Consider the following 23,346-nt stretch of genomic DNA (forward strand, 5'->3'; position numbering starts at 1 on the left):
CTGTCGCGCCGGGATGGGTTCCGCTGCCGCACGACCGCGGAGATCATGCGGAACCGGGGCCTGGCAGGGATGCACGTCTCCGTCGATCTCGTCGTAGAGGTCGGTACGTCGGCGCACGGCCGGACTGCACTCGGCAACTGCTGTCGCCATCGTCGTCAACGCTTCAACCGCCTGGCGCTCACCCCTCGGCCGACCCGATGGTCCACGGTTCCGGAAGCTGCCGCAGCGTCATGTGCGATGGGGCGCCACCGGACAGACGCCGGCGGCAAGCCACCTCTCCCGCAGGTCCGCCGGGATGGTCAGTGTGGTCGGCTGGCCGTTGGTCAGCGTCCGGACGCTGCCGCCGAGCAGCAGGCTGCCTGCCTTGTCGAGCACCGCCGTAGCCGTGCGGCTGCGGTCCTCCGAACGTTCCAGCAACCGCGTCACCCGCACACCCGCACCGACCACGCGGCGCCATCCGCGCGAGTCCGGCACTTCGAGCCAGTCGGCGACCTCCTCGGTGACAACCTGGCGGACCATCGCCGCGACCACCCCGTCGAACGCCTTGCCCGGCACCATTTCCTCGCACAGGCGCAGCAGGTTGCGGGTCAGCTCGATCCCCTCGGCCGACGGGCCGTAGGTCGCCTCGACGAGCTCCGCGTTCAGTTCCCGGGCCGCCTTCAGCGTTTCGGGCATGGCCCCGGCCGGGATGCCGAGCATCGCCCCCGTCACCCGCCAGATGTAGTAGTAATCCTCGGCTTCGCGCTCGGTCACCGAGATCCCGATCCGGCGCATCCCGTCGATGACCTGTACCGAAAAGATCAGCAGCGCACCGAGCATGTCCTGCTGGCACAGCGGGACACCGTCCGCCTCGACATCCCATTCACCGGACCGGGTGATGAAGTACCGCACCGCGGCGTGGATCAGCCGGGTCTTCTGGATGGTGGGCACGAAACTGCCGCCCGAACCGAACGGGTCCGGACCCATCAGATGCAACACGAACTGCGACGTCTCCGACAACCGCCGATGCGGCTGGTTCAGCCGATGGGTCAGCGACAGGACCCTGGAGGGCCGCGGCTGGGCGTAACAGTTCACCATGGCCCCGAAGGACAGCACCGAAGCGACGTGCACGCCATCGTCCACGAAGAACTCGTACGCACCCGCGACCCGGTCCAGATCCGCCCAGCCCGGCGGGACGTCCGTGTCGATCAGGTACCGCCGCACCGAGTCCGGCAAATCCTCGGGAACGGGCTGATCGTTGTCCCGGAACCGGGCCAGGACCTCGTTCACCACGCCCGTCCGCCCACCGGCCACCAGATCGGCGATGACGGCGTCCGCCGGCGGGTCACCCTGGTACTTCAGCGTTTCGAGAGCGGACAAACCCGCCCGCCGCCCGATCAAGCCTTCCGACATCGGGTCAGCCTCATCGAAAGCCGAAGGTCGGCGCTAGCGCTGTTCGGGCGCTGCCACGCCTCGACCTGGTGATAGCTTCATTACTTTCCGCGATCTCAGACGGCTGCAGGCTCCATCACGGGGCCAAGGGTCCGAGGAGCCAGCTGCCCGCCGAGCCGGGAGCTTCGTCGAAGTAGTAGGCGCGGATGGCCGCCAGCAGGTCACCGGTCGTGATGTACCCGTCGCCGTCGCGGTCCAGGTGCTGGAACGCAGCCCGGGCGTCGGCCTCGGGCAAGCCCATCAGCGCACCGGTCCAGCGCACCTCGTCGTCTTCGGTCAACCAGCCGTCGTGGTCGGCGTCGGCGATGTCCATGATGGCGGCGAGGAAGGGCTGGTAGCCGGCGTCGAACGCAGCCGGCGTCTCCAGCAGCCCGGCGGCGAACGCGGCTTTGTACTCCGCCTCGCTGATCCGCTGGTCGCCGTCGACATCCGCGACCTTCACCAGGTGCTCCCACACTCCCAGGCACAGCGTGGTCATCCGCTGCTGCACCGGGGAGTCCGGGGCATGCCCGAATTCCGCTCCGAGCCGAGCGGCCGCGCTGACGAAGTCCTCCCGGTCGACGAAGCCGTCACCGTCCCGGTCGTAGGTGCGGAAGCGGCGCGACAGCTTCTGGTCCAGAAACGCCGAAATATCCACGAGCAGCCTTTCCCGTCGAGCGGCACCGAATCTGTCGACCGGTCAGCCTGGGTGGTGAACGCTCATCGGCGGGCCACGCCGGGCGCGTGTCCGGCACCCCTCCGCCGCCGAATGCCGGCCACCAGAGACCAACCCGAACACTCGCAGCGCACGCTGCACGCCGCAATGCCCGAGCCGGGTGATTCCGGCAGTTGCGGCTTGGTCTGCGGTCGCCATCCTGACGCAAGAGGAGTTGTCCGACGAACTCTGCGATCGCGGTCTCCGCACCAGGGCCACCCGCCGGCATCCGGCCAAAAAGGTCTCCGAGAACAAGATCTCGCAGATGCTGCACGATCGCTACTACCTCGGCTACGTCGACTACGACGGCGAAGAAATCCGGGGGCGGCACGAAGCGCTCATCGACGAGGACCTCTTCGACACAGTCCAGGAGATCCTCGACTCGCGAATGACAGCTCAAGAACTCCGCCGTGTGTATCACCACTACCTGAAAGGATCGCTCTTCTGCGGGCGCTGTCGGCGCGAGGGCATCAAGCGGCGGGTGATCATCCAGCAGACCACCAACTCGAAGGGCGCCGAGTACACGTACTTCTTCTGCCGAGGCCGACAGAAGGAGGCGTGCCAAGCCCCGTACATCAACGTCGCACTCATCGAGGACGCCGTCGAGCGGCATTACGCGGCGATTCGCTTCAGCCAGTCCTTCATCGCCGACATGCGCGACCAAGTCGATGCCGTAATCGGCGATCAGGAGAAGTCCGCGCGGCTGTTGCGCAAGCAGATCACCGCACAGCTCAAGGAACTCGACACCAAGGAGGAGAACTTGACCGACCTCGCAGCGGACAGCACCCTTCCGCGGACCAAGGTCAAGGAGAGGCTCCGCGACATCGCGATCGAGCGCCGCAAGCTGGAAGGGCGCCTCGAAACCGCGAACGCCGACCTCACCGACAGCGCCCAGCTCGTCAACGCCAGCCTCGCTCTGCTCGAACAGCCCGACAACCTGTACCGACGCTGCAACGACCAACAACGGCGTCTGCTCAACCAAGCGATCTTCCAAGCCCCCTACATCGAGGACGAGGAGATCACAGAAGGTGAACTCCGCGAACCCTTCGGGCTGCTCCACGCCATCCAGGGCGACCAGGTCAAGGCCACAGCAACCAGCCAGCTGCCCACCAACAAGAAAGCCACCCGCAATGCGGGTGGCCCATGTTCACCTTCAGGCGTCGCGGTCCTACTTCGCGGCCGTCATTCAGGCACTTGTTCTAGTAAGACCTCTAAGGTGGAGCTGAGGGGATTCGAACCCCTGACCCCCACACTGCCAGTGTGGTGCGCTACCAACTGCGCTACAGCCCCGCCGCGCTCTTTCGAGTGCTTGGATACCGTACCTGACGGGGTCAAACGGGTTTCACCGGGGGGTCGATTCGGGGGCTGCGGCGTGCTAGACCATGGTGGTGATCAGGGATGACGGGCTTGTCGAGCTGGTTGAGCCGGATGGTGAGGGTGGGGCTCCTGAGGTTCGGCGGGCGGTTCAGCAGGATAGGTTGCGGCTGACGGTGGACCGGGTGCTGCAGGCTCCGGGGAACCTGCAGGGTGAGCGGTTGCGGGCGATGGGGGTCAGCCGGGCCGCGGATGTGTCGCTCGAGGATCTGGGCCGGTTGCCGTTGATCTCGAAGGCGGATATCTGGGAGAACTACCCGTTCGGGTTACGGGTCGCGTCCGCTGAGGACATCGTGTGTGTGCACGGCTCGTCTGGGACGGGTGGGCGGCCGACGTTGATCCCGTACACCGCGAATGACGTGCAGGTGTGGTCGCGGGTGATGGCGCGGGCGTTGGGTGGGGCCGGGGCGACGAGGGCGAGCACTATCCACAATGGATACGGCTATGGCTTGTTCACCGGTGGGCTCGGCGTGCATCACGGTGGGATGTGGTTGGGCGCCACGGTGATCCCGGTCTCCGGCGGGATGACCGACCGGCAGATCCGGCTGATCGAGGACCTCCGCCCGGATATCCTCACGTGCACCCCGTCGTATGCGATCCACCTCGGCGAAGCCTTGCAGGGCAAGGAGACCAGTCTCAAGGCGGGGGTGTTCGGCGCCGAGCCGTGGACCGAGGAGATGCGCACCCAGATCCAGAACCTGCTGGGGCTCAAGGCGTTGGACATCTACGGCCTGTCCGAGATCATCGGCCCCGGCGTTGCCTGCGAGTCGCTGGACTCCGAGGGCATGCTCAACGTCGCCGAGGACCACTTCTACGTCGAGGCCATCGACAGCGACGGCAACCCGGTGCCGGACGGCACTCCTGGCGAGCTGGTGTTCACCACCCTCACCAAGACCGGGATGCCGCTGATCCGGTACCGCACCGGCGACGTGGCCGCGCTGGCCGACCCGGTGCCCGGCTCGCCGCGGACCCTCAAGCGGATGTCCAAGCTCAAGGGCCGGACGGACGACATGCTGGTCATCCGGGGTGTGAACGTCTTCCCCACCGAGATCGAGGCGGTCCTGCTCAACGACGAACGGGTCAGCCCGCACTACCTGATCGTGGAGGACCGCCGGAACCCGGCCCGCAGCGAGCTGCGCATCGCCACCGAGCCGTTCAGCGACGGCATCGACACCGAGCAGCTGGAGAAAGACCTCGTCAACGCGTTGCGGGAACGCCTGGGCATCACCTGTGTGGTGAAAGTCCTCACACCAGGCAGCGTGCCGCGGACCGAAGTCGGCAAGGCACGCCGCCTGGCGCGCTGGCAGTCGGGCGAGCCGCCGCTGCTAGGACTGTGAGACCAGGGCGTCCATCCACTTCGGGTCCTGCCAGTCAGCGAGCTTGTTGTTGACCAGGACCGTCGGCGTGCCGAAGCCGGTCTGGCCGCCGACCTCCTGCGCCAGGGCGGGGTCGGTGCGCGCCTTCTGGTAGGCGTCGCTGACGGCCTGGTTGTAGCTGCCGCCGTTGACGCACGAGGACAGGGTCGGCGAGTTCACGCCCAGGTCCTGGGCCAGTTTGATCAGCTGGTTCTTGTCGTACCCGCGGGCGCCTTCCTCGGGCTGCGTGCCGTAGAGGCTCGCGTGGAACGCCATGAACTTGTCCGGTGCCGCGTCGGCCACGCAGAGGGCGGCGTTGGCGCTGTCCGTGGAGTAGCCGACCGGGTCGGACCGGTCGTTGAGCAGGTTCACCAGGTGATAGTTGATCTTGATGGTGCCGTCGTTCACCTTCTGCTCCAGCTGCTGGGCATAGGTGGACTCGAAGTTGCCGCAGACCGGGCAGAGGAAGTCCTCGTAGACGTCCACGGTCGTCTTCGCCGTGTCCTTGCCCACCAGCACCGTGGCGCCGTCCCGCTTGGCCGTGACGCCCGAGCTGAGGGTCACCGACTTCGTCGGGATGGCCGCGTCCGCGGTCTTGTTCTTCTGACTGTTGCTGATCACGACGCCGACGATGACCGCGGCGGCGACCACGACGAGCACGACGACCGTGATGATGACCTTGTTGCGGTCGCTCTTGGCCTGGCGTGCCGCGGCGACCGCCCGTTTCGCGGCGATCTCCTGCCGCCGCTTGCGCGCCGTGCGCTCGGCTCCACCCACGTTCCCTATTCCTTCCCGACTACCGCGGCCGGACGGCCGGTCAGCCATCCGTCCAGTCCGAACAGGCTCCGCGGCCGCACGATCAGCCAGCCGGCCAGCACGAGGAACCCGATGTCCCGGAGGATCTCCTGGAGGTACGCCGTCTGCCCGGCGGCCACCTGGCCGCCGCCGCCGAAGCAGCCGCAGTCGATGGACAGCCCGCGCGCCCACGCCTGCGAGATGGCCGCGATGAACGCGAGCAGCACCACGGCGGACAGCACGGCGACGAGCCGCGTGCCCAGGCCGAGCAGCAGAAGCAGGCCCAGGGCGAGCTCGAGGAACGGCACCGCGGACGCGACCACGCTCACCACACCGCTGGGCAGCACGTCGTACGCCTGCACCGCGATGTACGTCTGGTTGAGGTCGCTGGCCTTGATGCCGCCGGAGACGAACCACACGGCCGCCAGACCGAGCCTGGCCACCGTGCCCACGCCGTCCAGCACACGGGGTGACGGTCGAACCACGGTGCCGAGGCTACCCGGGCAAACTGAGGACAGCCTGAGCACCGACAATCGGCGGGTGAGTTCCCGCCGTGACCGAAAAGACGCCACCCACCCGCATGAACCTGCCTGACCTGCCGATCACGGCCATCGTCGACGAGCTGGCCCGCACGCTGCGTGAACGCGGCGCGGTGATCCTCGTCGCCCCGCCCGGGACCGGCAAGACCACGGTCGTGCCCCTGGCCTTGGGCGGCCGCGTCGTGGTCGCCGAACCCCGCCGCATCGCCGCGCGGGCCGCCGCCGCACGGATGGCTTCGCTGCTGGGTGAACCGGTCGGCGAGACCGTGGGCTATTCGATCCGGGGCGAGCGGCGGGTGTCGGCGCGCACGCGGATCGAAGTGGTCACCTCCGGGCTGCTTGTGCGACGGGTGCAGCACGACCCGGAACTGTCCGGAGTGGACACCGTGCTGCTCGACGAATGCCACGAACGCCACCTCGACGCGGATCTGCTGCTGGCGCTGCTGACCGACGCCCGTGAGCTTCGGCCGGACCTCCAGCTGCTGGCCACCTCCGCGACCGTCGCCACGGATCGCCTGGCCCAGCTCTTGGACGCGCCTGTCCTCACGGTCGAGGCTCCCGTTTTCCCGACTTCGACCGTGTACGCCCCTCCGGTGCGCAACGAGCGCATCGAGGTGGCTGTGGCTCGCGCGACCCGGCTCGCACTGTCCGAAACGGACGGTGATGTGCTCGTGTTCCTGCCTGGCGCGGGGGAAATCGCGCGGGTGCGGGCGATGCTCGATGGGGTGAACGTCGTCACCTTGCACGGCCGGTTGTCTTCCGCGACGCAGGATGCCGCGCTTCGGCGGGGTTCGAGTCAACGGGTGGTGCTCGCGACCGCCATCGCGGAGTCGAGCCTGACGGTTCCCGGGGTGCGGGCGGTTGTGGACAGCGGGCTGGCGCGGGTTCCTCGGGTTGACCACCGGCGGGGTCTGCCCGGGCTGGCGACGGTTCGGGTGTCCGCCGCGGTGGCTGCGCAGCGTGCGGGGCGGGCCGGGCGGGAGGCACCCGGGCGGGTGTATCGGTGCTGGCCGGAGCACGAGCACGCGACCTTGCCGCGGTATCCGGAGCCGGAGATCAAGGTCGCCGATCTGACGCGGCTGGCGCTGGAGCTGGCGTGCTGGGGGACGCCGGACGGGACGGGGCTGCGGTGGTGGGACGCGCCGCCCGAGGGTGCGCTGCGGGCCGGGCAGAGCGTGTTGCGGGCGTTGGATGCCGTGATCGACGGCAGCCCGACCGACCGTGGCCGGCGGATGGCCGAGCTCGGGCTGCATCCGCGGCTGGCGCGGGCTTTGCTCGACGGCGCACCTCAGGTCGGCGCGCAGAACGCCGCGGATGTCGTGGCATTCCTCGACAACGACGCCCACACCGACGACGTCGACCTCGACCTGGCCCTCCGCAATGCCGGTGGGGACAGGTGGGCGCGGGAGGCTCGGCGGCTGGCGGGGTTGGTGGCTGGGAACCGTGCTGGCGCACCGGATCCGGCGTTGATCGTGGCCTTGGCCTATCCCGAGCGCCTGGCCCGCCGCCGCGCGCCCGGGTCGGCGATCTACCTGATGGCCGGTGGGACCGCGGTCGAGTTGCCGCCCGGAACCGGCCTGAACGACCAGGAATGGCTCGCCGTCGCGGTCGCGGACCGGCGCCCCGGCGACGCACACGGCCGGATCCGCCTCGCCGCAAAAGCCGACGAGGCACTGGCGAAGGCGATCATTCCACCGTCCACAGTGGACGAAGTCACCTGGGACGGCGACGTCACCGCGAAACGGGTCATCAGGATCGGCGCGATCACCCTGTCCGAACGCGCCCTCACCAACCCCGGCCCGGAAAGCGTCGAAGCCGCCATCCGCACCGGGATCCGCACCGAAGGCATCGGCATCCTCCAGTGGAGCGACACCGCGGAGTCCCTCCGCGCCCGCATGACCCTGCTGCACCGAACCCTCGGCGAACCCTGGCCAGCTCCCACCGACGACCGCATTCTGTCCACAGTGGACCTAAGCCGCGTCAGGAACCGCGCACAGCTCGCGAAAGTCAGCGTCACCAACGCCCTCAAGGCACTCCTGCCCTGGCCCGAGGCCGCACGGCTGGACGAGCTCGCCCCCGAACGCCTGGAAGTCCCGTCCGGCAAGAAGTTCACGCTCGACTACACCGGCGACCGCCCCGTGCTCCGGCTCAAGCTCCAGGAGGCGTTCGGCTGGACGCGGACACCGCTGATCGTCAACGGTCAGGTCCGCGTGCAGCTGCACCTGCTGTCACCCGCGGGCCGCCCGGCCGCCGTCACCGACGACCTGGAGTCGTTCTGGGTCAACGGTTATCCACAGGTCCGCGCGGAACTGCGTGGCCGCTACCCGAAGCACGACTGGCCCGTTACTCCACAATCCCCGAGAAGAACCCCGCGATGAGGCCTACCGCGATGTAGATCAGCACGCCCACGACGGCCGCGGTGACGACCACCGTGACCGGCCACAGCGGCCAGCGGATGGCCGCGCGCCAGAACATGCGCAACCGATGCACCCATTGCCTGTCCTGCTTGGCAGACCCGTCCGAGTCCGGCTCGAACATCAGGTCGTCGACCAGCTCACCCCGCCCGGATTCGTCGTCCACCCGACCCAATCTACCTACCTACAGGTGCGGCAGCGGGTCCGGGGGCATCGCATCCGCGGACCACTCCGCGTCCGCCGCGTTGATCTCCGCAACATACTCCTCATCCACCTCGTACACCCGGCCACCCAGCTGGAACTCGGGGATCACGGTCAGGTCCACCGGTCCGAGCCTGGTCCGGCGCGGGTAGCGCCGCCAGACCGCGTTGGGCCTCGTGCGGCCACCCAGCCCGGTGTCCAGCACGGTGATCGACGAGTCGGTGACGGCGACGAGGAAATGCGACGAACTGTAGGGCCCGCCGACCATCGACGCCGGAAACAAGTAGCTGATCTCTTCTCCTGGCTGCAACAGTGCGCGGACGTGCGCACGATCGCTTGATGACGGTGACACAGCGCACCACCTCCCACCATCAACTGTCCCAGAAGACGACCTCGGGATCGAATGGCAAACGGTGGAAAATCCCTGGTCACACAGGGTGTCAGGAGGTATCGGGATGCTGGTATACCGATTTCGGCCAGGTTACGGAAAGTCAGATCCACGCCCGGTCGGCCCAAGCGGGACAGTGCACCTATTGCGGAAAGTAGCAAACGTCACTCGTCGGCCTTGCGTGGACGGCCGCGCTTGGGGATCCGCCCGGCCTCGTCGGGCATCCGGCCCGCGTCGGCCAGTGCCCGGCGGAGCAGGAACTCGATCTGCGCGTTGGTGCTGCGCAGCTCGTCGTTGGCCCACCGGGCAAGCGCGTCGTGCACCGCGGGATCGAGTCGCAACAGGACGCTTTTGCGTTCCGGCACAGTGACCTCAGGTGTAGAGCGACCCGGTGTTCACCACCGGCTGGGTGTCGCGGTCGCCGCACAGCACCACGAGCAGGTTGCTGACCATCGCGGCCTTCCGTTCCTCGTCCAGCTCCACCACCTCGCGTTCGGCGAGCCGGTCGAGCGCCATCTCCACCATGCCGACCGCGCCCTCCACCACCTGCTGGCGGGCGGCGACGACGGCGGTGGCCTGCTGCCTGCGCAGCATCGCATGCGCGATCTCCGGCGCGTACGCCAGGTGGGTCAGCCGGGACTCGATCACCTTGACACCAGCGGGTTCCACCCGCGCACCGATCTCCAGCGAGAGCCGCTCGGTGATCTCGTCGGCGTTGTCCCGCAACGAAAGCGTTGTGGTGCCGTGAGAGTCGTACGGGTAGCTGTTGGCGATGTGCCGGATCGCGGTGTCGGTCTGGATGCTCACGAACTGCACGAAGTTGTCCACCTCGAACATCGCCCGCGCGGTGTCCTGAACCTGCCACACCACGACGGCCGCGATCTCGATCGGGTTGCCCTCCAGCTCGTTCACCTTGAGCACGGAGGTCTCGTGGTTGCGGATCCTGGTGGACACCCGCGCCCGCGTGGTGAACGGGTTGACCCAACGGATCCCCGCCGTGCGAACGGTTCCCGTGTAGCGGCCGAAGAACTGCAGCACCCGCGACTCGCCGGGGGCCACGATTGTCAGGCCCGCCAACATGAGCACCGCGAACAGCGCGGCGAGCGTGCCCACCACGATCAGCGGGATGCCCAGCGGTGGGTTGCCTCTCGCGGTGGCCATGACGCCACCGATCAACGCACCGGCGCCGGCGAGCTCGACAAGGATTCCGCCGAGCAGGATGCCCAGGCCGGCGCGTTCGTTGGCAGCGTGCTCCCGCACTCGCGGGGCAGGGATCTCAGTGGTCATGCCCAGACCATAGCAAAGTGATATCACTTTTTGCCAGCGGGACCGGATCACGGGACACCAGGAGCCTTGGTGCGTCACCATATGCCCATGTCGAGAGGCGTCGAGCTGGCCGTACGGAGTGCCACGTGCACGACCGTCGGCCTGGCCCTGGGCTTGACCTGGTGGCTGATCAACCGGCTGTTCGAGGCCGACGTCTTCTGCACCGGTGAGGGCTGCCTCGGCGTGGTCCTGTTGCTGTATCCGGCGTTGCTGGTCGTGTGCGCACTGCTCGGGCACTTCGTCCTGACGTCCTCGGGGCTCCCGCACGGCTGGCTGGTCGCGATGCTGGGCCCGATGGCCAGCGGGGTGTTCATCGGCCTGTGGCCTGCGCTGACGCCGTTCGCCACGGTCGCCTCGGTGACTGGCGGCTACCTCGTCGCCGGTCTCGTCAGCGCGCCGGTCGCCTTCCGCAGCCAGTGATCACCAGGTGTCGATGTTCGGCCTCCGGCCCCGCGCAACGGTTTCCGGCAAGGCGGCGGTGATCCAGCGGCGGGTGTCGGCCGGGTCGATCACGTCGTCGATCTCGAACATCGAGGCCGCGTTGAGCGCTTTGCCCTGCTCGTAGGCGGCCTGGATCATCGCGTCCAGGGTCTCCTTGCGCCGCACCGGGTCCTCGATGGCGTCCAGCTCTCGGCGGAAGCCGAGCTTGACCGCGCCCTCCAGGCCCATCGCACCGAACTCAGCGGTCGGCCAGGCCACGGTGGCGAGCGGAAGCTTGGCGCTGCCGCCGAACATCGCCATCGCGCCGAGCCCGTACGCCTTGCGCAGCACGATCGCGCAGAGCGGCACGGTCAGGTTCGCACCGGTGACGAACAACCGGCTGAAGTGCCGGACGGTCGCGGTCCTCTCCGACTCCGGGCCGACCATGAACCCCGGTGTGTCACAAAGGGAAACGACCGGCAGCCCATGTGCGTCGCACAGTTGCAGGAACCTGGCGGCCTTGTCGGCCGCGTCCCGGTCGATGGCGCCGCCCAGATGCGTGGGGTTGTTGGCGATCAACCCCATTGGCCGGCCTTCGACCCGGACCAGCGCGGTGATGATCCCGACCCCGAACTCGCGGCGGATCTCCAGCACCGAACCGGGATCCGCGAGCAAGTCGATCACCGCCCGCACGTCATACGACCGCACTCGGTTCTCCGGAACGGCGCTCCTCAATCCGCTAGCGTCCACAGTGGACCACCGTGTTAGGCCCTGGAAGTAGGACAGGTACTGCTTGGCAACCTGAACAGCCTCGGCCTCGTCGGCCACCGCGATGTCGACGACCCCGTTGGGCACCTGAACGTCGAGCGGCCCCACCTCTTCCGGGGTGACCACGCCGAGACCGCCGCCTTCGATCATCGCCGGCCCGCCCATGCCGATGTTCGCGTCCGCGGTCGCGATGATCACGTCACAACACCCCAGCAGGGCCGCGTTGCCCGCGAAACACCGCCCGGCGACGATCCCGATCAACGGCACGACACCGGAAAGCTGGGCGAACAGCGAGAACGCGGCCGCGTCCAGAGCGGCGACGACCGGGATGTCCGTATCCCCAGGGCGTCCGCCGCCGCCTTCGGCGAACAACACGACCGGCAGCCCGCGCCGCGCGGCCAGCTCGAACATCCGGTCCTTCTTGGCGTGGTTGTACGCGCCCTGAGTCCCGGCCAGCACGGTCGCGTCGTAAGCGACGACCACGCAGGGCATCCCGTTGATCTCCGCGGTCCCGGTGACCAGCCCGTCCGCGGGCGTCTTCTCGATCAGCTCGTCCAGCGGGCGGCGGTTGCGTTGCGCGGCGACGACAAAGGCGCCGTACTCGACGAACGTCCCGGGATCGCAAAGGTCCTCGACGTTCTGCCGGGCGGTTCGGCGGCCTTCCCGGTGTCTGCGGAGCACCGCTTCGGGCCGGTTCTCGTCCAGCGTGGCCGCGCGACGCCGCAGAACCTCGGCCAGGTCGGCCCGCTCCGCACCGGTGGCGGCGTCGGCCGACGGCTCGTCGACCTCCTCGGCTTCACCCGGCTTGATGACCACGAGCGGCTGGTCGCGTTTCACGGTGTCGCCCGCCGCGACCGCGAGGGACAGCACCTGGCCGGCCTCGGGCGCCGCGACGACGTGCTCCATCTTCATCGACTCGAGCACGACGACCTGCTGCCCGGCGCGGACCCGGTCGCCGGGGCCCACCGAGACGAGCACGACCGTGCCCTGCATGGGCGCCACCAGTTCGGTCACGCCGTCGAGGATCACATATCCCAGACGATCCCGACCGTCCCGGCCACGTTGAACTCCACCAGGTGCGCCGACCCGCTCGGATCCGGCACCAGCTCGCAGCCGGTCCCGCCGCCGAGCCGCACGCAGCGCGCGGGCAGCGCGGTCGGGTCGAACCGGGCCTGCAACACGTAGTCCCTGGTGGTCCGGTGAAACCGGCGGACGAACGTGTCCGACTTGGTGGTCGACTGGATCGGGTACACGATCCGGTACTCCATGATGATCGTCTCACCGCGCGCGAGCGGGGCGTCGAACAGCAGCTCGCCCACCATCAGGCCGGTGTCCCAGTCGACGTTGAGCCGCCGCAGCCGGCAGTGCTGGCCGGCGATCACCTCGGGGATGCGTTCGGCGTGCCCGGCGTCCCAGACCAGGATCCACCGGTCGGCGCCGTCGTGGCTGGCCCGCAGCACCAGCCGGTTGGCCACCTCGGCGAGCCTGCCGTTGTCGTCGACCTCGATCTGGTCGTGCTGGCTCAGCCTGGTCAGCCGCCCGTCGGACGCCATGTCCACGCCACCGAGCAGCCGCTCCACCGCCGGTCCCCAGGTCTCGACCATCGCGCCGGGCCCTTTCGGGTGCGCCGCGCGGCCCCGGGGTCTGGGCGGGCCCAGCAGCGACCGCAGCGCGGCGGGCGGCAGGTCCAGCACGTCTTCGAGTTCGGCCAGCGCCCGCAGCGACTCCGGGCGTTCCGGCCGTCTGCGCCCGGACTGCCAGTTGCTGAGCGTCGGAACACTGATTGTTACGTCACGTAACCGCAACCGGTACCGAATGCGGTCAAGGGCCAGCCCGCTGGAGCTGATCGCCGCTCGCAATGCGACATGAAAGGGCCCATCTGCCAACAACTCCGCCAACGCCCCCGGCGCTGCTTGGCTCGACGTCACCACACACAGAAAGTAAGCAGACGGGTTCGGGGTGTCAACGTTGTCCACCTTGTGGGCGTAGTGGTGTTCCGTTCAGCGGTCCAGACGAAAGTAGGTTTCGAGAACCACGAATCAACATTCCCGAGGATTCGCCACTACGCATGAATTGTGTTCGCCCGCGGCCTTACTGCCACTACTGTCTGGCGGCGGCTCCCCTGCCGCAAAGGGGAGCCGCCATTCATCCTTCGCCGGAGTTCTGCTGAATTCCGTATTTCCGACAAAGGAGATTCATGAACCGCGGAACGCCATGGATTCGATTCCTGACGGCGGTGCTGGCCAGCTGGCCGGCGACATTACGGGCCGGCCTGCTGATCGTGCTGGCCACGCTCGCGATCGTGGCCATCGGCCTGCTGGTCAGCATCACAGTCGGTCCTGTTCAGGTTCATCGGTCCTGAGCGGCGGTTCGTCCAGCAGGTCGTCGAGGCCGAACTCGGGGCGCCGCAATGCCGCGGCGAGCCCGCGGACCAACGGTTCCAGCGCACCGGGCTGCGGTTTGGTCTCCCCGGTTTCCCATCGGGAAATCCGGAATCTCGACAGCCCGGTCCGCTCGGCCAGTTCCCGCTGGGTCAGCCCGGCCCGCTCCCGCCAGGCGCGGAGCCGGGCTCCACTGAACGGCAGGGTGAGCGGACGGCGAGCCATGAGCGGACATTAGCGCCAATAAGCGCTCACAACAAATCGGAACGCGCACGCCCCGGAAAGTTGCGCTAATGTGCGCCAATGAGCGCTCATGAGCAGGTTGAAGCCCGCCGGCGGCTCACACGCCTCGTGCACAGCGCGAGAATAGAACAAGGAATGCAGATTCAGGATCTGGCCGAAAAGGGCAAGGTCCGCCTTTCCACCCTCCGCCGGGCCCTGAACAAACACGACACGCCGATATCCGCGGCAACGCAGCGAGGCATCGAACGAGCCCTGGACTGGCCGGACAACGCGACCGACCGAATCCTGGCCGATCCGGCCTACGTCCCGCAGCCGATCATCCGCCCGCTGCACCCCCGGACCTCAACGGCGAACGACGTAATAGCGTTCCTGGACCGTTTCCTGGCCGAACAACCAACGGAACACCAAAAGCTCAGAGCCCTCCTGGACATCCGCTGGCACTAACGCCTACCGGAACGCACCGACCGAGCGCTCCGCCCATTCACCGAACGTCCGCGGCGCCCGCCCGAGCACACGCTCGACATCCGGGCTGACCCGCTGCTCATCCGCGGTCGGCCTGCCGAGCAGCTCCAGGGTCGTCTCCACGAACGGCTCGGGCATGAACCGCAGCATCTGATCCCGCGCCTCGGCCCGGCTCTGCTCCGCGAACCGCACCGGCTCCCCCAGCGCATCAGCGATCGCCGCAACCTGCTGCCTGGGCGTGACGAGCTCCGGCCCAGTCAACGTGACGACGCCATTCAAGTCCCCCACCAGGGCAACCTTCGCAACCTCAGCAATGTCGGCCGGATCCACCGCGGGCAACCCGACATCCCCAAACGGCGCCGCAACAACTCGCTGCCCATTGATCGACGGCGCCCATTGCAACGCGTTCGAGTCGAAATTGCTCGGCCGCAACACCGCCCACTCCGCGATCCCGGACCCGGTGACCGCATCCTCCAAATCCCCGGGATGCCGCCCGGTCCCCACCCCCTGCGAAGACAGCAACACAACCTTCCTCACCCTGGCCGCCACCACAACCTTCATCACGGCCGCCAGATCCCCTCCCGCCAGGAACTCCGCAGGCGTCATCAAGAAAACCGCCTCGACCCCATCCAGCGGCAAACTCTCCGGCCGCGTCAAATCCACCCCATCCCGCCTTGACACACCCGTCACAGCCACCCCGGCTTGCTCCAAGCCACGCACCAGCGGCCGCCCGACATTCCCCGTAGCCCCAGTCACCAAGATCATCATCCGCTCCCATCGCACTAGGTACGCGGCGAAAGCTACTATCCCCATGACAGTAGGTACCTACAGGAAAGCGGCCTCAAAGTGACCGAGCCCACACCCCCGGAACAGGCCTGCCCCATCGCCCCGGTCGTCGACCTCGTCTTCAGCCGCTGGACCACCCCCATCCTCTGGACCCTCAACGAACACGGCCGCCAACGCTTCAGCGAACTGGAACACCGAATAACCACCATCACCCCCAAAGTCCTCACCCAACGGCTCCGCGCCCTGGAACGCGACGGCCTCATAACCCGCACCTACCACCCCGAAGTCCCCCCACGGGTCGAGTACGAAATAACCCCCCTCGCCAAAACCCTCGTCCCCATCTTCAAAGCCCTCGCCACCTGGACCCCCAACCTCCAAAAAGTCCACACCGCCCGCCACACCTACGACCAAACCCACAAACCCAAGAAGGCCCACGACCGAAACTGAGACATCGCCCTCACAAGGGGCACGCCCCCTGGCGCCAAAGACGCCTATGACGGTCCGCGCCAACGGGCGCCCCGCGCTCCGGGCTTCCCGCCTACGGCGCCTCGGCGCCCTGCGCCTATGGCACTCCGCGCCAACGGCGCCCGCGCCGCTCCGCGGCGCTGCGGCGCCCATGGGGGGCTCGGCCCCCCCAAAACAATCCGAAAGGAGCCCCGCGAAGGTGCGAGCTTGCGAGCACCGACGTGGGACTCCCCGAGTGGACCTAACGTGTCAGCATAAGAACCAGGAAGTACTGGCAGATGGCCCGGAAGTGCATATCCAATCGGTGCGAACCCGCGCCTGACATAACAGCGGCACGTTCTCGTGCCGATGAGCGGGTGCTGGGACCGTCGTGGGTCATGAGGGCGCCGAGCCTGACACCCAATACTAAGCACTAAGACTTGATTCCGGAGAGAGAATGCCAGGGACATCACTAATGGCGCGGGTGTTTGGGCTCGCACATACCAATACATTTCGACCATCTAGCATAGAAGAATACGGCTATCCAATCAGAATCGACTGTTATCTCGACGGGTCATAGATGGCTATCTGACGACTTAAGCCAGCTGAAGAAATATTCGAGAAAGTTGCTCACATCAGCCTCACTTGACAGCGTAACTTCAAGGTCGCCAACTCCTTGGTGTCCAACCTTACTTACATCACGTGCAGTTGGGAAGGTCAAGAACTTGTGGGGTTGCAAAGGAAGTGTGACCACCACCTTTGCTGAGCGCACAACGACACAGAGAAATATCTGTGAGCGCTCACCACGGGTACTAGCAGTCACTCCTTGTTCTCGACGGAAACCAATGAACTCCTTCCGAAATACATAATGCAAACCCGGATTCAATACGCGCAGATTCCAGTCAAGCGACTTGATAAGACTAGTTACATGCTGGTTTGATACGCTATATATACGCCGAAACTCGGCGCACTCCGTTAAGCCGTCTATATGCAGAACGTTTCTTAGGATTGCACTCGCGGAACGCCCTGATTGAAGAGTGACGGCATCTAGAAACTTACGAGTTTCCTTGTCCATTACTCACCTTGGAGGCTTGAATGCTGCAAGAATTTCCTGCGCCGCTGAACTACCCAATTGCAACTTTGACTCGGCCTTAGTTCGCACGGCAGTTCGAGTATTCCTTGCATCCAATTCTGCATTCTCAGCGCGAGTTAAGTCGGCAATCAAAGTAGAACTGAGATTCTTGTCAGGAACTGGAAGCATGAGTTTACTTGCCTGATCCCAAGTGATCCGAGTACGTCCAATTCCCGTAGCCAGGATCAGGAGCTCTGCACGCACCTCAGGTGACCTCAACAAGGTCCAAACAACTTTGGGATCCATACCACTCACAGTCGTGCACACAGTATATTCGCTAGTAACCACAAGACCATCATGTTCCGGTGGCACGACACCAATCGCCCCATGAATAGCGTTGATGTGGCTGATAACTATGTCACCGGTCCTCACTCTATGCATTTTCTGGCCAGAGATGTCTGACGTCCAAACTTCGTCGCCAGCCTCGGTAAAACCATCGTAGCGGACTCGCAAATATGTAACTAGTTCATCAGATTCCGCCGTATCGATTACATCTTCCGGGCGGAGAGATATGCTGTTTTTAGGATAAACAGGCCGAATCAGCTCCTGCAGCGTCACGACGCTTAGCCCATTTTCCTCCCATTCCTTGACCCTACGGCCAGGCTGCATCAAGCACGCTTTAACATCCATACGATCACCGATGGCGCTAGCAGGCACCGCCCAAGGCTTCGCTTCTGGTTTGCCTTCGAAAAACTCCTCGTAGAGTTTACCTACACGTCTAATCTCATCAATGGCCTTCTTCCGATTAATTTCGTCGATCGGAAGTACTCGTTGTCTCGGCGGGTCATCTATCCCAACCGCGGTACAGTAATACATGAAGACCGCTGGCTGCTCTTCCTCCTGCGACAATCGTTTCTGTAGCATGATGACAGACGTCTTTACACGAGCCTGCGATCGCTGGAACGCATCGCCAGGAAGGGAAACGACGGCCCTAACCAGCCAGTTCCTACGAATCCAATCCCGAAGGGGCCGATACCGATTTGCGCCTAGGAGACTGTCGTCAATGACCGTTATGAGGCGACCACCAGGCTTGAGCAGATCATGATAACGCTCCAGAAACATAACCATGGAGCTGACTGTCGCAAGCGGCCTCAAGGATCCCCCCTTGTGGTCATAGGCCAGCTCGTAGTCATCAAGCAAAGTGCTTTCCGACGACTGCTCTCGACTATAGTCTTTTGCGAAAGGAGGGTTAGTCAGAACTACATCTGCGAGGCCATCAGATGCCTCTATCCTCTTCCGAAATTCGGTCTTTTCTTGGCGGATCTCAGGAGAATCTGTGGACCCCGAGCGGACCTTTTTATCGAGAGCATCAAGTTGATAGATGCTGCTTCCCCCATCGCCATGGAGATACATATTAATCCGAGCGATTCTGGCCAAAGCCGGATCTCTGGCGACGTCCACACCAATGAGACACTCGGTCGCGACCCGAGCACGCAGTTCTTCGCGCTGCTTATTCGAAAGCGAGGAATTCTGCTCGATTTTACTCCACATAGCAGCAAGGGCCTCGATAAGAAAGCCGCCCGTCCCACAACAGGCATCCATCACGACGTCAACGCGCTTAGGTCCAACATCCAGGTTGGCAAGTCCCACAGCAAGTTTTACGACGCTGCGCGGTGTGAAATACTGTCCAAGCGCTTTCCCTCGCAGGGTCGAGTTCAAGAAGGTCTCGAACATCCTCCCATTCAAGTCAGCGTCAATGCTAATCAAGTCAATATTTTGAAACCGTTCTGCAATCGCCTTAATAGTGTCTGGCGATATGTTGAGCCGTTCTCCAGGATTAAAGATGCGTTTCTTCTTGCCTTCTCTGATCTCTGTCTCAAAGTTTGACAGAAGGTCCTGGAACAGGATGGAATCAAGCGGATTCGATGTATCCTTCTCTCGGATCTCAATCCACCTTCGAGAAAAGCGCACCTCGTCGATCGGTACAGTGACCTGATCCTCTTCTTCTATGGCGTTCGCCGAAGAATGTACGTCCCGGTCGGAGAGAAGCTTCAGGAATACTATTTTGACGAACTCCATGAAAGCTGCCGCATAGCTGAGATGCTCCCGCTTATAAATCTGACGGTGAGCCCAAGCAAAATCGGCATTCAGCTCGGATACCGTCTTACGACGGAGTACAAATCGATCTGTTTGCTGCATGTTGCGCTGGCTCGGCCTTACGCGAAGCGCGGTCGAACTCAATATCGCCCGAATCCGATCGTACTGTTGGTTGCCGTCGACGAAATGGTGGAAACTTGCTTCTACGAGAGGCTTTCCACTGTCCCATCGGTACAAACGAGTCGTGACACCGTTCGTTAGCAGGAAGTACTCGACAGGGTTCTCCGCATGCTCCTTATTGAGCTCGAGGCAATAACTTGAACATTGCGATACCCAGTCATCGAGATTCTCGTCGACCGCTTTAGCCTCACAGATCCAGCGCACTTTCCCCCCGACTAGCATAGCGTAGTCAGGACGGTACTTGACTTTCTTGCGACCCAGGCTAATTGCGAGCTCGTCGAGTGCGACTTTCGGTCGAATGTTCTTATCGACATATCCAAGGTCGGACAGCAAGCGGTTGACAAAGAACTGTTCCACGGTGGCTTCGTTGCTTAGATCGGACAGACGGCCGAACTTGTTCTCCGCGGTGGTGCTCACTGCGCTCCCTGCTCGCTGACGCAAATTGACTGAGCGATGGTATCATCCGCGCACTTCGGCGCTTGGATTACCCCCTCCGGCGTGTCGTGCATCGTAGACATCTCATCGACCTTCGGGTATGCCTAGAAGGTCATGAGCCCAAGTGAGTGAACCCTCTCAACTGGTAGTAGTCCATGATTGAGGGCACTTGGGAATGTGCAGTTCCTCCTAAGTCACACAGTCGTGCCGGTGTGGGTGGCCAGACTCTGCCAGCCACACCGTTACGACTGGTACCAGTCCGCAGGCCGGTGGTCTACAACCGGACGATCGAGTACGTGAAGCATCCCGGAGCAACGGCCACCATGCCATCCTGGGTGTGCTCGTCGAGGCCCGCCTGCAAGTTGGCAAGGACGTCTACCAACCGGTCGTGACTGTTGAAGATTCCTTCCATGTGGAAGTTCATGAAAACTTCCAAAGCGTGGTCGACAGAGTCATATTCAATTGGATCACCCTCGTGATGGGTGCAATTGAAGGCGATGTATCCCTCGTCCTGCGCCCGCGTAAGAACCTCGTCCAGGATAATCTTCGAGGGAGTTTGCCCGGACACCTCATAATCAGGGTCCGCGTCCTGCCAGAGCAGTTTCCGCCACGGATTGATCAGCTTCTGCTCGGGAGACTGGATGTCATAGTGGATGAGGAAGGCAGATGCGCCGGGAGCCATGCGATGAGTGATCAACTTCTCGATGGCCCCTCGCACCCTGCTCTCCGCAGCTGCGCGACCGTCGCGCAACATGTGTTGGTGAACAGAGTGGGAAAGATTCCACAGGCTGACGATCACATCGTATTCCGAAGTAGCGCCACGCAGGTAGTTGAGGCTGTCGGACTGATAGACATTCAAGTTCGGAGACTGTTGCTGGAACCGCCCTCGGCAGAAGTCGACCATCTGCGGACTAAGGTCGACGAGGTCGACCGCTGCCGGGTCTGACATTTCTCGGAACAGAACGTCTGTGGCACGTCCCGAGCCGCATCCCAACTCAAGCACCCTCATTCCGTCACGTGCTTGGAGGCCCCGAAGGAAGGAGGCGAGTAGATCGAGGTCCGAGTAACCGCCAAACGAATACTCCGGCAGCAGCTGATCGTAGTACTCAGGCCTGAGATAGTCAGAATGCCTATTGGGCGCGCGAAGTAGCCACGGATAGGCTTCGTGTAACGCTTGCAAATCTGGCTGAATGTTCATCCTCGCCCCTCTATCGGTGATGCGGAACACTGGCGTTCAAACTCGGACGCAACAATGGCGCGCAAATGGGCCTGAGTCGTGGAGTCAGTACCGAAACCTAGATAGTCCTTACCCGAAACCCCGTTCGACCGCATAAGTACTTCAACGATCGCATCAACGGAGCGCGCCTCACGCATTAGTCCGAGAGTCTCGCTAGCGGTCTGGACAAGCTCTTGCCTTGCCACTCTGCGCAGCCGGTCAAGTCGTAGCTGATCTTCAGACCAAACGACGATCGGTTGACAAAGAATGTTGACGAGGAGCCGTTCGCGCATGGAGTGAGAACTCAGGTAAGTTGGGTCTCGCCTCACAGGAGTCAAGCGACGCCCGTCCAACCCTTGCGTAAACACTCGGCAACTCGCCGCCATTTCTAGCTCATCCCATCCACAAAGAATCTTGTTCTCGTAGGGAACCTCAGCGTCTAACGTCAAGCCGTACTCTCGATGGAAACGCACCACTGCATCCACAAGAGGCGACACAGTTCCATACACGCTCGACCCAACAAAGAGAACGTCGAGATCGGATTTCGCTTGCGACATACCAACGGCGTGCGATCCGTAGATAATGACACACCGCGGACCATCTAACCTGGCAAGCGTCACTTCGGATAACCGGCTAAGCGCGTCGTCACATATTGCCCGTGCAGTCATCAACGGGTCTCCCAGATGAGTTAACGCTATTGCGTATGAGATAGAGTGCGGTGCAGCTTCGCAAGGTCGACGCACTGTTCAACAAGGTCAAACATATCTACATCCTGGATCAGCGGGTTTCCCGACATGAAGCGCAGGACCGGGTGCCGGTAAGATCTTCCGAGCCCAAGGCGGTCACCAGTATCCGCAATCAGAAAGCTGTGAAGATACGCAGCTCCGTCATGCAAGATCGCCTGATATGCCTTCTCCGTTGCGCGAGCCGAGACTTCAGCCGCCTCCGCACCGAATGGCGCGCCGTTATTTACGGGATCGAGCGTGAACATGACAGAATTTATGCTCACGTCGTTGAGGCGAATTAGGTATGGACTTTCGTCGATGATCTCAGCAAATCTCCGGGCGGCGTCTATCCTGCGGTCGATCATAGACCCCACGCCTTGCACACCCAGGGATTTCAAAAGCATCCATGTGCGAAGGCTGTGAAATGCCCGAGAGCCAGTGGCGGGAGTGACCTGACCGAATGATCTAGCCTGTCGGAGGATCAACTCGGATTCGGTGCTTATCATCGCGGCGTCGGCTGGATCCCGCAGAAGCAAGAACGAGTTCGAGTAGGGAACGGTCAGGACCTTGTGAGGGTCCATCATGACCGAGTCGTATTCAGAAAGCCCGTCAAGTCGGGAACGTTGACTGCTAGAGAAGAGTAGGCTCGTGCCGTGACATCCGTCGCAATGAAGCCAAGCCTCTGGATAGTATTGACGGACAGTCGCGGCGACTTCGCCTAGCTCGTCGATCGTCATGGTCCTGCTGTCCCCTGCATATGTGACAGCCATAATGACTTCGTCGCCACGCTCCTGCGCCGCACTCAACGTGTCGTGCAAACGAGGAAGATCGTATCGAAAATCCTTGACCGGACTGTAGAGAGCGGCATCAGTGCCAAGGCCCGACCACGCAAGCGACGCACCTACGGTGTAGTGCCCCACATGTTCAGGCAGTATCACTCGCTGCCTTTGGTTCCAGCGACCAAGCCCTTTTTGACGCACGTCCGCGCTCGCTCGCGTGCGCGCCAGCAGAACCGCAGCAAAGTTTGCGTTCGTCCCGCCGGCGGTTGGTATCCCGCCAACGTCAGTAGCCGACATGGGCGCCGTTGGGGCGATCGTGTACCCAATCAGCTCTCGAAGCCAGCGAATGAGAGCGATTTCCATCTCAGTCGCGCCCCTGGAACAGAATTCGGCGTTGATCATATTGACGTTAAGAAGCTCTGCGAGAAGCGCACCAGCAGTACCAGCAACACTATTGCCTGCGTCCGGAAAACCGGCGAACGCCGTCGACGCGAAGTTAGGCATGTGGGGCAGGTAGTTGTCCGCAAGTGCCGTGAGAAGCTCGTCTACTGGCTGGCCTTCCAACGGAAGGGGCTCCGTGGCGATCAAGTCGAGCGCTTCTCGGGATGGAGGCGCACCGAAAGGCTTGCGATATTTGAATCGCAATCCCACATCCACGACCCTACGCAGCAGTTTCTGCGCTTCGGAGTATGGAAGGCCGTTATGGCCTAAGAAGTCTCTCGGATCCACTCGTGCACCATCTCACTTCCGTGTGAAATGCGAAGCGTCGAGATTTTGGACCCGCAGTATCGAGGCGCGAAAGTCCATCGCGCCTCGATACC

21 protein-coding genes, 1 tRNA gene and 2 pseudogenes are annotated in these 23,346 nt (G+C 63.8%); 7 read left to right on the plus strand and 17 right to left on the minus strand.

Going from position 1 to position 23,346, the window contains the following annotated elements:
- Positions 1–228: 228 nt before the first annotated feature.
- Together AB0J95_RS12045 and AB0J95_RS12050 are read right to left on the minus strand one after the other, a co-directional pair.
- Complete coding sequence (locus AB0J95_RS12045; protein WP_364756062.1) at positions 229–1,392, minus strand: oxygenase MpaB family protein; 1,164 nt, start codon at positions 1,390–1,392, stop codon at positions 229–231.
- 115 nt (positions 1,393–1,507) lie between these two features.
- Positions 1,508–2,068 carry an EF-hand domain-containing protein gene (locus AB0J95_RS12050; RefSeq protein ID WP_364756065.1) on the minus strand — a complete coding sequence of 187 codons (561 nt, stop codon included), beginning with the start codon at positions 2,066–2,068 and terminating at the stop codon, positions 1,508–1,510.
- A gap of 178 nt (positions 2,069–2,246) precedes the next feature.
- Here AB0J95_RS12050 and AB0J95_RS12055 point away from each other — a divergent pair.
- Positions 2,247–2,678: pseudogene (locus AB0J95_RS12055) on the plus strand (recombinase family protein); the annotation flags it as partial.
- 664 nt (positions 2,679–3,342) lie between these two features.
- Here the strand turns inward: AB0J95_RS12055 and AB0J95_RS12060 are convergent.
- Positions 3,343–3,415: transfer RNA gene (locus AB0J95_RS12060), tRNA-Ala, on the minus strand.
- 188 nt (positions 3,416–3,603) lie between these two features.
- On the opposite strand from AB0J95_RS12060, the gene AB0J95_RS12065 reads away from it, so the two are divergent.
- Positions 3,604–4,836 carry a phenylacetate--CoA ligase gene (locus AB0J95_RS12065; protein WP_364756067.1) on the plus strand — a complete coding sequence of 411 codons (1,233 nt, stop codon included), beginning with the start codon at positions 3,604–3,606 and terminating at the stop codon, positions 4,834–4,836.
- Here AB0J95_RS12065 and AB0J95_RS12070 read toward each other — a convergent pair.
- Both AB0J95_RS12070 and AB0J95_RS12075 read right to left on the minus strand, forming a co-directional pair.
- Positions 4,825–5,631 (minus strand): thioredoxin domain-containing protein, encoded by an 807-nt coding sequence (locus AB0J95_RS12070; protein ID WP_364756070.1) that lies wholly within the window; start codon positions 5,629–5,631, stop codon positions 4,825–4,827. The genes AB0J95_RS12065 and AB0J95_RS12070 overlap by 12 nt on opposite strands.
- Before the next feature lie 5 nt (positions 5,632–5,636).
- Entirely contained in the window at positions 5,637–6,134 is a 498-nt protein-coding gene (locus AB0J95_RS12075) for a MauE/DoxX family redox-associated membrane protein (RefSeq protein WP_364756073.1), read from the minus strand.
- A gap of 95 nt (positions 6,135–6,229) precedes the next feature.
- Here AB0J95_RS12075 and hrpB point away from each other — a divergent pair, with 95 nt between their 5' ends.
- Positions 6,230–8,566 (plus strand): ATP-dependent helicase HrpB, encoded by a 2,337-nt coding sequence (gene hrpB, locus AB0J95_RS12080; RefSeq protein ID WP_364756189.1) that lies wholly within the window; start codon positions 6,230–6,232, stop codon positions 8,564–8,566.
- On the opposite strand, the gene AB0J95_RS12085 is transcribed toward hrpB, so the two are convergent.
- From AB0J95_RS12085 to AB0J95_RS12100, 4 genes are all read right to left on the minus strand, one after another.
- Positions 8,532–8,768 carry a hypothetical protein gene (locus AB0J95_RS12085; protein ID WP_364756076.1) on the minus strand — a complete coding sequence of 79 codons (237 nt, stop codon included), beginning with the start codon at positions 8,766–8,768 and terminating at the stop codon, positions 8,532–8,534. The genes hrpB and AB0J95_RS12085 overlap by 35 nt on opposite strands.
- An 18-nt stretch (positions 8,769–8,786) precedes the next feature.
- Entirely contained in the window at positions 8,787–9,155 is a 369-nt protein-coding gene (locus AB0J95_RS12090) for a hypothetical protein (protein ID WP_364756079.1), read from the minus strand.
- Between the two features lie 200 nt (positions 9,156–9,355).
- Entirely contained in the window at positions 9,356–9,556 is a 201-nt protein-coding gene (locus AB0J95_RS12095) for a hypothetical protein (protein WP_364756082.1), read from the minus strand.
- Between the two features lie 7 nt (positions 9,557–9,563).
- A complete protein-coding gene (locus tag AB0J95_RS12100) occupies positions 9,564–10,478 on the minus strand; it encodes an SPFH domain-containing protein (protein WP_364756084.1) in 915 nt (304 codons plus the stop codon).
- Between the two features lie 87 nt (positions 10,479–10,565).
- On the opposite strand from AB0J95_RS12100, the gene AB0J95_RS12105 reads away from it, so the two are divergent.
- Positions 10,566–10,937, plus strand: a complete 372-nt coding sequence (locus AB0J95_RS12105) for a hypothetical protein (protein ID WP_364756087.1) — start codon at positions 10,566–10,568, stop codon at positions 10,935–10,937.
- Here the strand turns inward: AB0J95_RS12105 and AB0J95_RS12110 are convergent, their stop codons facing one another.
- Complete coding sequence (locus AB0J95_RS12110; protein WP_364756090.1) at positions 10,938–12,719, minus strand: carboxyl transferase domain-containing protein; 1,782 nt, start codon at positions 12,717–12,719, stop codon at positions 10,938–10,940.
- An 11-nt stretch (positions 12,720–12,730) separates the two neighbouring features.
- On the minus strand, positions 12,731–13,564 hold the full coding sequence (locus AB0J95_RS12115; protein WP_364756093.1) for a hypothetical protein: 834 nt from the start codon (positions 13,562–13,564) through the stop codon (positions 12,731–12,733).
- A 338-nt stretch (positions 13,565–13,902) separates the two neighbouring features.
- Here AB0J95_RS12115 and AB0J95_RS12120 point away from each other — a divergent pair, with 338 nt between their 5' ends.
- Positions 13,903–14,067 carry a hypothetical protein gene (locus AB0J95_RS12120; protein ID WP_364756096.1) on the plus strand — a complete coding sequence of 55 codons (165 nt, stop codon included), beginning with the start codon at positions 13,903–13,905 and terminating at the stop codon, positions 14,065–14,067.
- On the opposite strand, the gene AB0J95_RS12125 is transcribed toward AB0J95_RS12120, so the two are convergent.
- Complete coding sequence (locus AB0J95_RS12125; RefSeq protein WP_364756099.1) at positions 14,033–14,311, minus strand: helix-turn-helix transcriptional regulator; 279 nt, start codon at positions 14,309–14,311, stop codon at positions 14,033–14,035. The two genes, AB0J95_RS12120 and AB0J95_RS12125, sit on opposite strands and share 35 nt — an antisense overlap.
- Positions 14,312–14,389: 78 nt before the next feature.
- On the opposite strand from AB0J95_RS12125, the gene AB0J95_RS12130 reads away from it, so the two are divergent.
- Complete coding sequence (locus AB0J95_RS12130; RefSeq protein WP_364756102.1) at positions 14,390–14,773, plus strand: hypothetical protein; 384 nt, start codon at positions 14,390–14,392, stop codon at positions 14,771–14,773.
- A gap of 3 nt (positions 14,774–14,776) precedes the next feature.
- Here the strand turns inward: AB0J95_RS12130 and AB0J95_RS12135 are convergent, their stop codons facing one another.
- Together AB0J95_RS12135 and AB0J95_RS12140 are read right to left on the minus strand one after the other, a co-directional pair.
- Complete coding sequence (locus tag AB0J95_RS12135) at positions 14,777–15,328, minus strand: NmrA family transcriptional regulator (protein ID WP_364756197.1); 552 nt, start codon at positions 15,326–15,328, stop codon at positions 14,777–14,779.
- A 123-nt stretch (positions 15,329–15,451) separates the two neighbouring features.
- A pseudogene (locus AB0J95_RS12140) lies at positions 15,452–15,604 on the minus strand (NAD-dependent epimerase/dehydratase family protein); the annotation flags it as partial.
- Positions 15,605–15,637: 33 nt separating this feature from the next.
- On the opposite strand from AB0J95_RS12140, the gene AB0J95_RS12145 reads away from it, so the two are divergent.
- Positions 15,638–16,024: a helix-turn-helix domain-containing protein gene (locus AB0J95_RS12145; protein WP_364756105.1), complete on the plus strand. Its 387-nt coding sequence runs from the start codon at positions 15,638–15,640 to the stop codon at positions 16,022–16,024.
- Between the two features lie 1,075 nt (positions 16,025–17,099).
- On the opposite strand, the gene AB0J95_RS12150 is transcribed toward AB0J95_RS12145, so the two are convergent.
- From AB0J95_RS12150 to AB0J95_RS12160, 3 genes are all read right to left on the minus strand, one after another.
- On the minus strand, positions 17,100–19,787 hold the full coding sequence (locus tag AB0J95_RS12150) for an N-6 DNA methylase (RefSeq protein ID WP_364756107.1): 2,688 nt from the start codon (positions 19,785–19,787) through the stop codon (positions 17,100–17,102).
- 292 nt (positions 19,788–20,079) lie between these two features.
- Positions 20,080–21,003: a class I SAM-dependent methyltransferase gene (locus AB0J95_RS12155; protein ID WP_364756110.1), complete on the minus strand. Its 924-nt coding sequence runs from the start codon at positions 21,001–21,003 to the stop codon at positions 20,080–20,082.
- A gap of 712 nt (positions 21,004–21,715) precedes the next feature.
- A complete protein-coding gene (locus AB0J95_RS12160; RefSeq protein WP_364756113.1) occupies positions 21,716–23,254 on the minus strand; it encodes a pyridoxal-dependent decarboxylase in 1,539 nt (512 codons plus the stop codon).
- Between the last annotated feature and the right edge of the window lie 92 nt (positions 23,255–23,346).

The sequence above is a fragment of the Actinocrispum sp. NPDC049592 genome (genome assembly GCF_040675465.1).
Taxonomy (GTDB): Bacteria; Actinomycetota; Actinomycetes; order Mycobacteriales; family Pseudonocardiaceae; genus Kibdelosporangium.

Coding starts and splice junctions, on each gene's coding strand:
- AB0J95_RS12120 (WP_364756096.1), top strand. CDS start 13,903: ATGAACCGCGGAACGCCATGGATTCGATTCCTGACGGCGGTGCTGGCC.
- AB0J95_RS12105 (WP_364756087.1), top strand. CDS start 10,566: ATGTCGAGAGGCGTCGAGCTGGCCGTACGGAGTGCCACGTGCACGACC.
- AB0J95_RS12125 (WP_364756099.1), bottom strand. CDS start 14,311: ATGGCTCGCCGTCCGCTCACCCTGCCGTTCAGTGGAGCCCGGCTCCGC.
- AB0J95_RS12045 (WP_364756062.1), bottom strand. CDS start 1,392: ATGTCGGAAGGCTTGATCGGGCGGCGGGCGGGTTTGTCCGCTCTCGAA.
- AB0J95_RS12130 (WP_364756102.1), top strand. CDS start 14,390: ATGAGCGCTCATGAGCAGGTTGAAGCCCGCCGGCGGCTCACACGCCTC.
- hrpB (WP_364756189.1), top strand. CDS start 6,230: ATGAACCTGCCTGACCTGCCGATCACGGCCATCGTCGACGAGCTGGCC.
- AB0J95_RS12100 (WP_364756084.1), bottom strand. CDS start 10,478: ATGACCACTGAGATCCCTGCCCCGCGAGTGCGGGAGCACGCTGCCAAC.
- AB0J95_RS12155 (WP_364756110.1), bottom strand. CDS start 21,003: ATGAACATTCAGCCAGATTTGCAAGCGTTACACGAAGCCTATCCGTGG.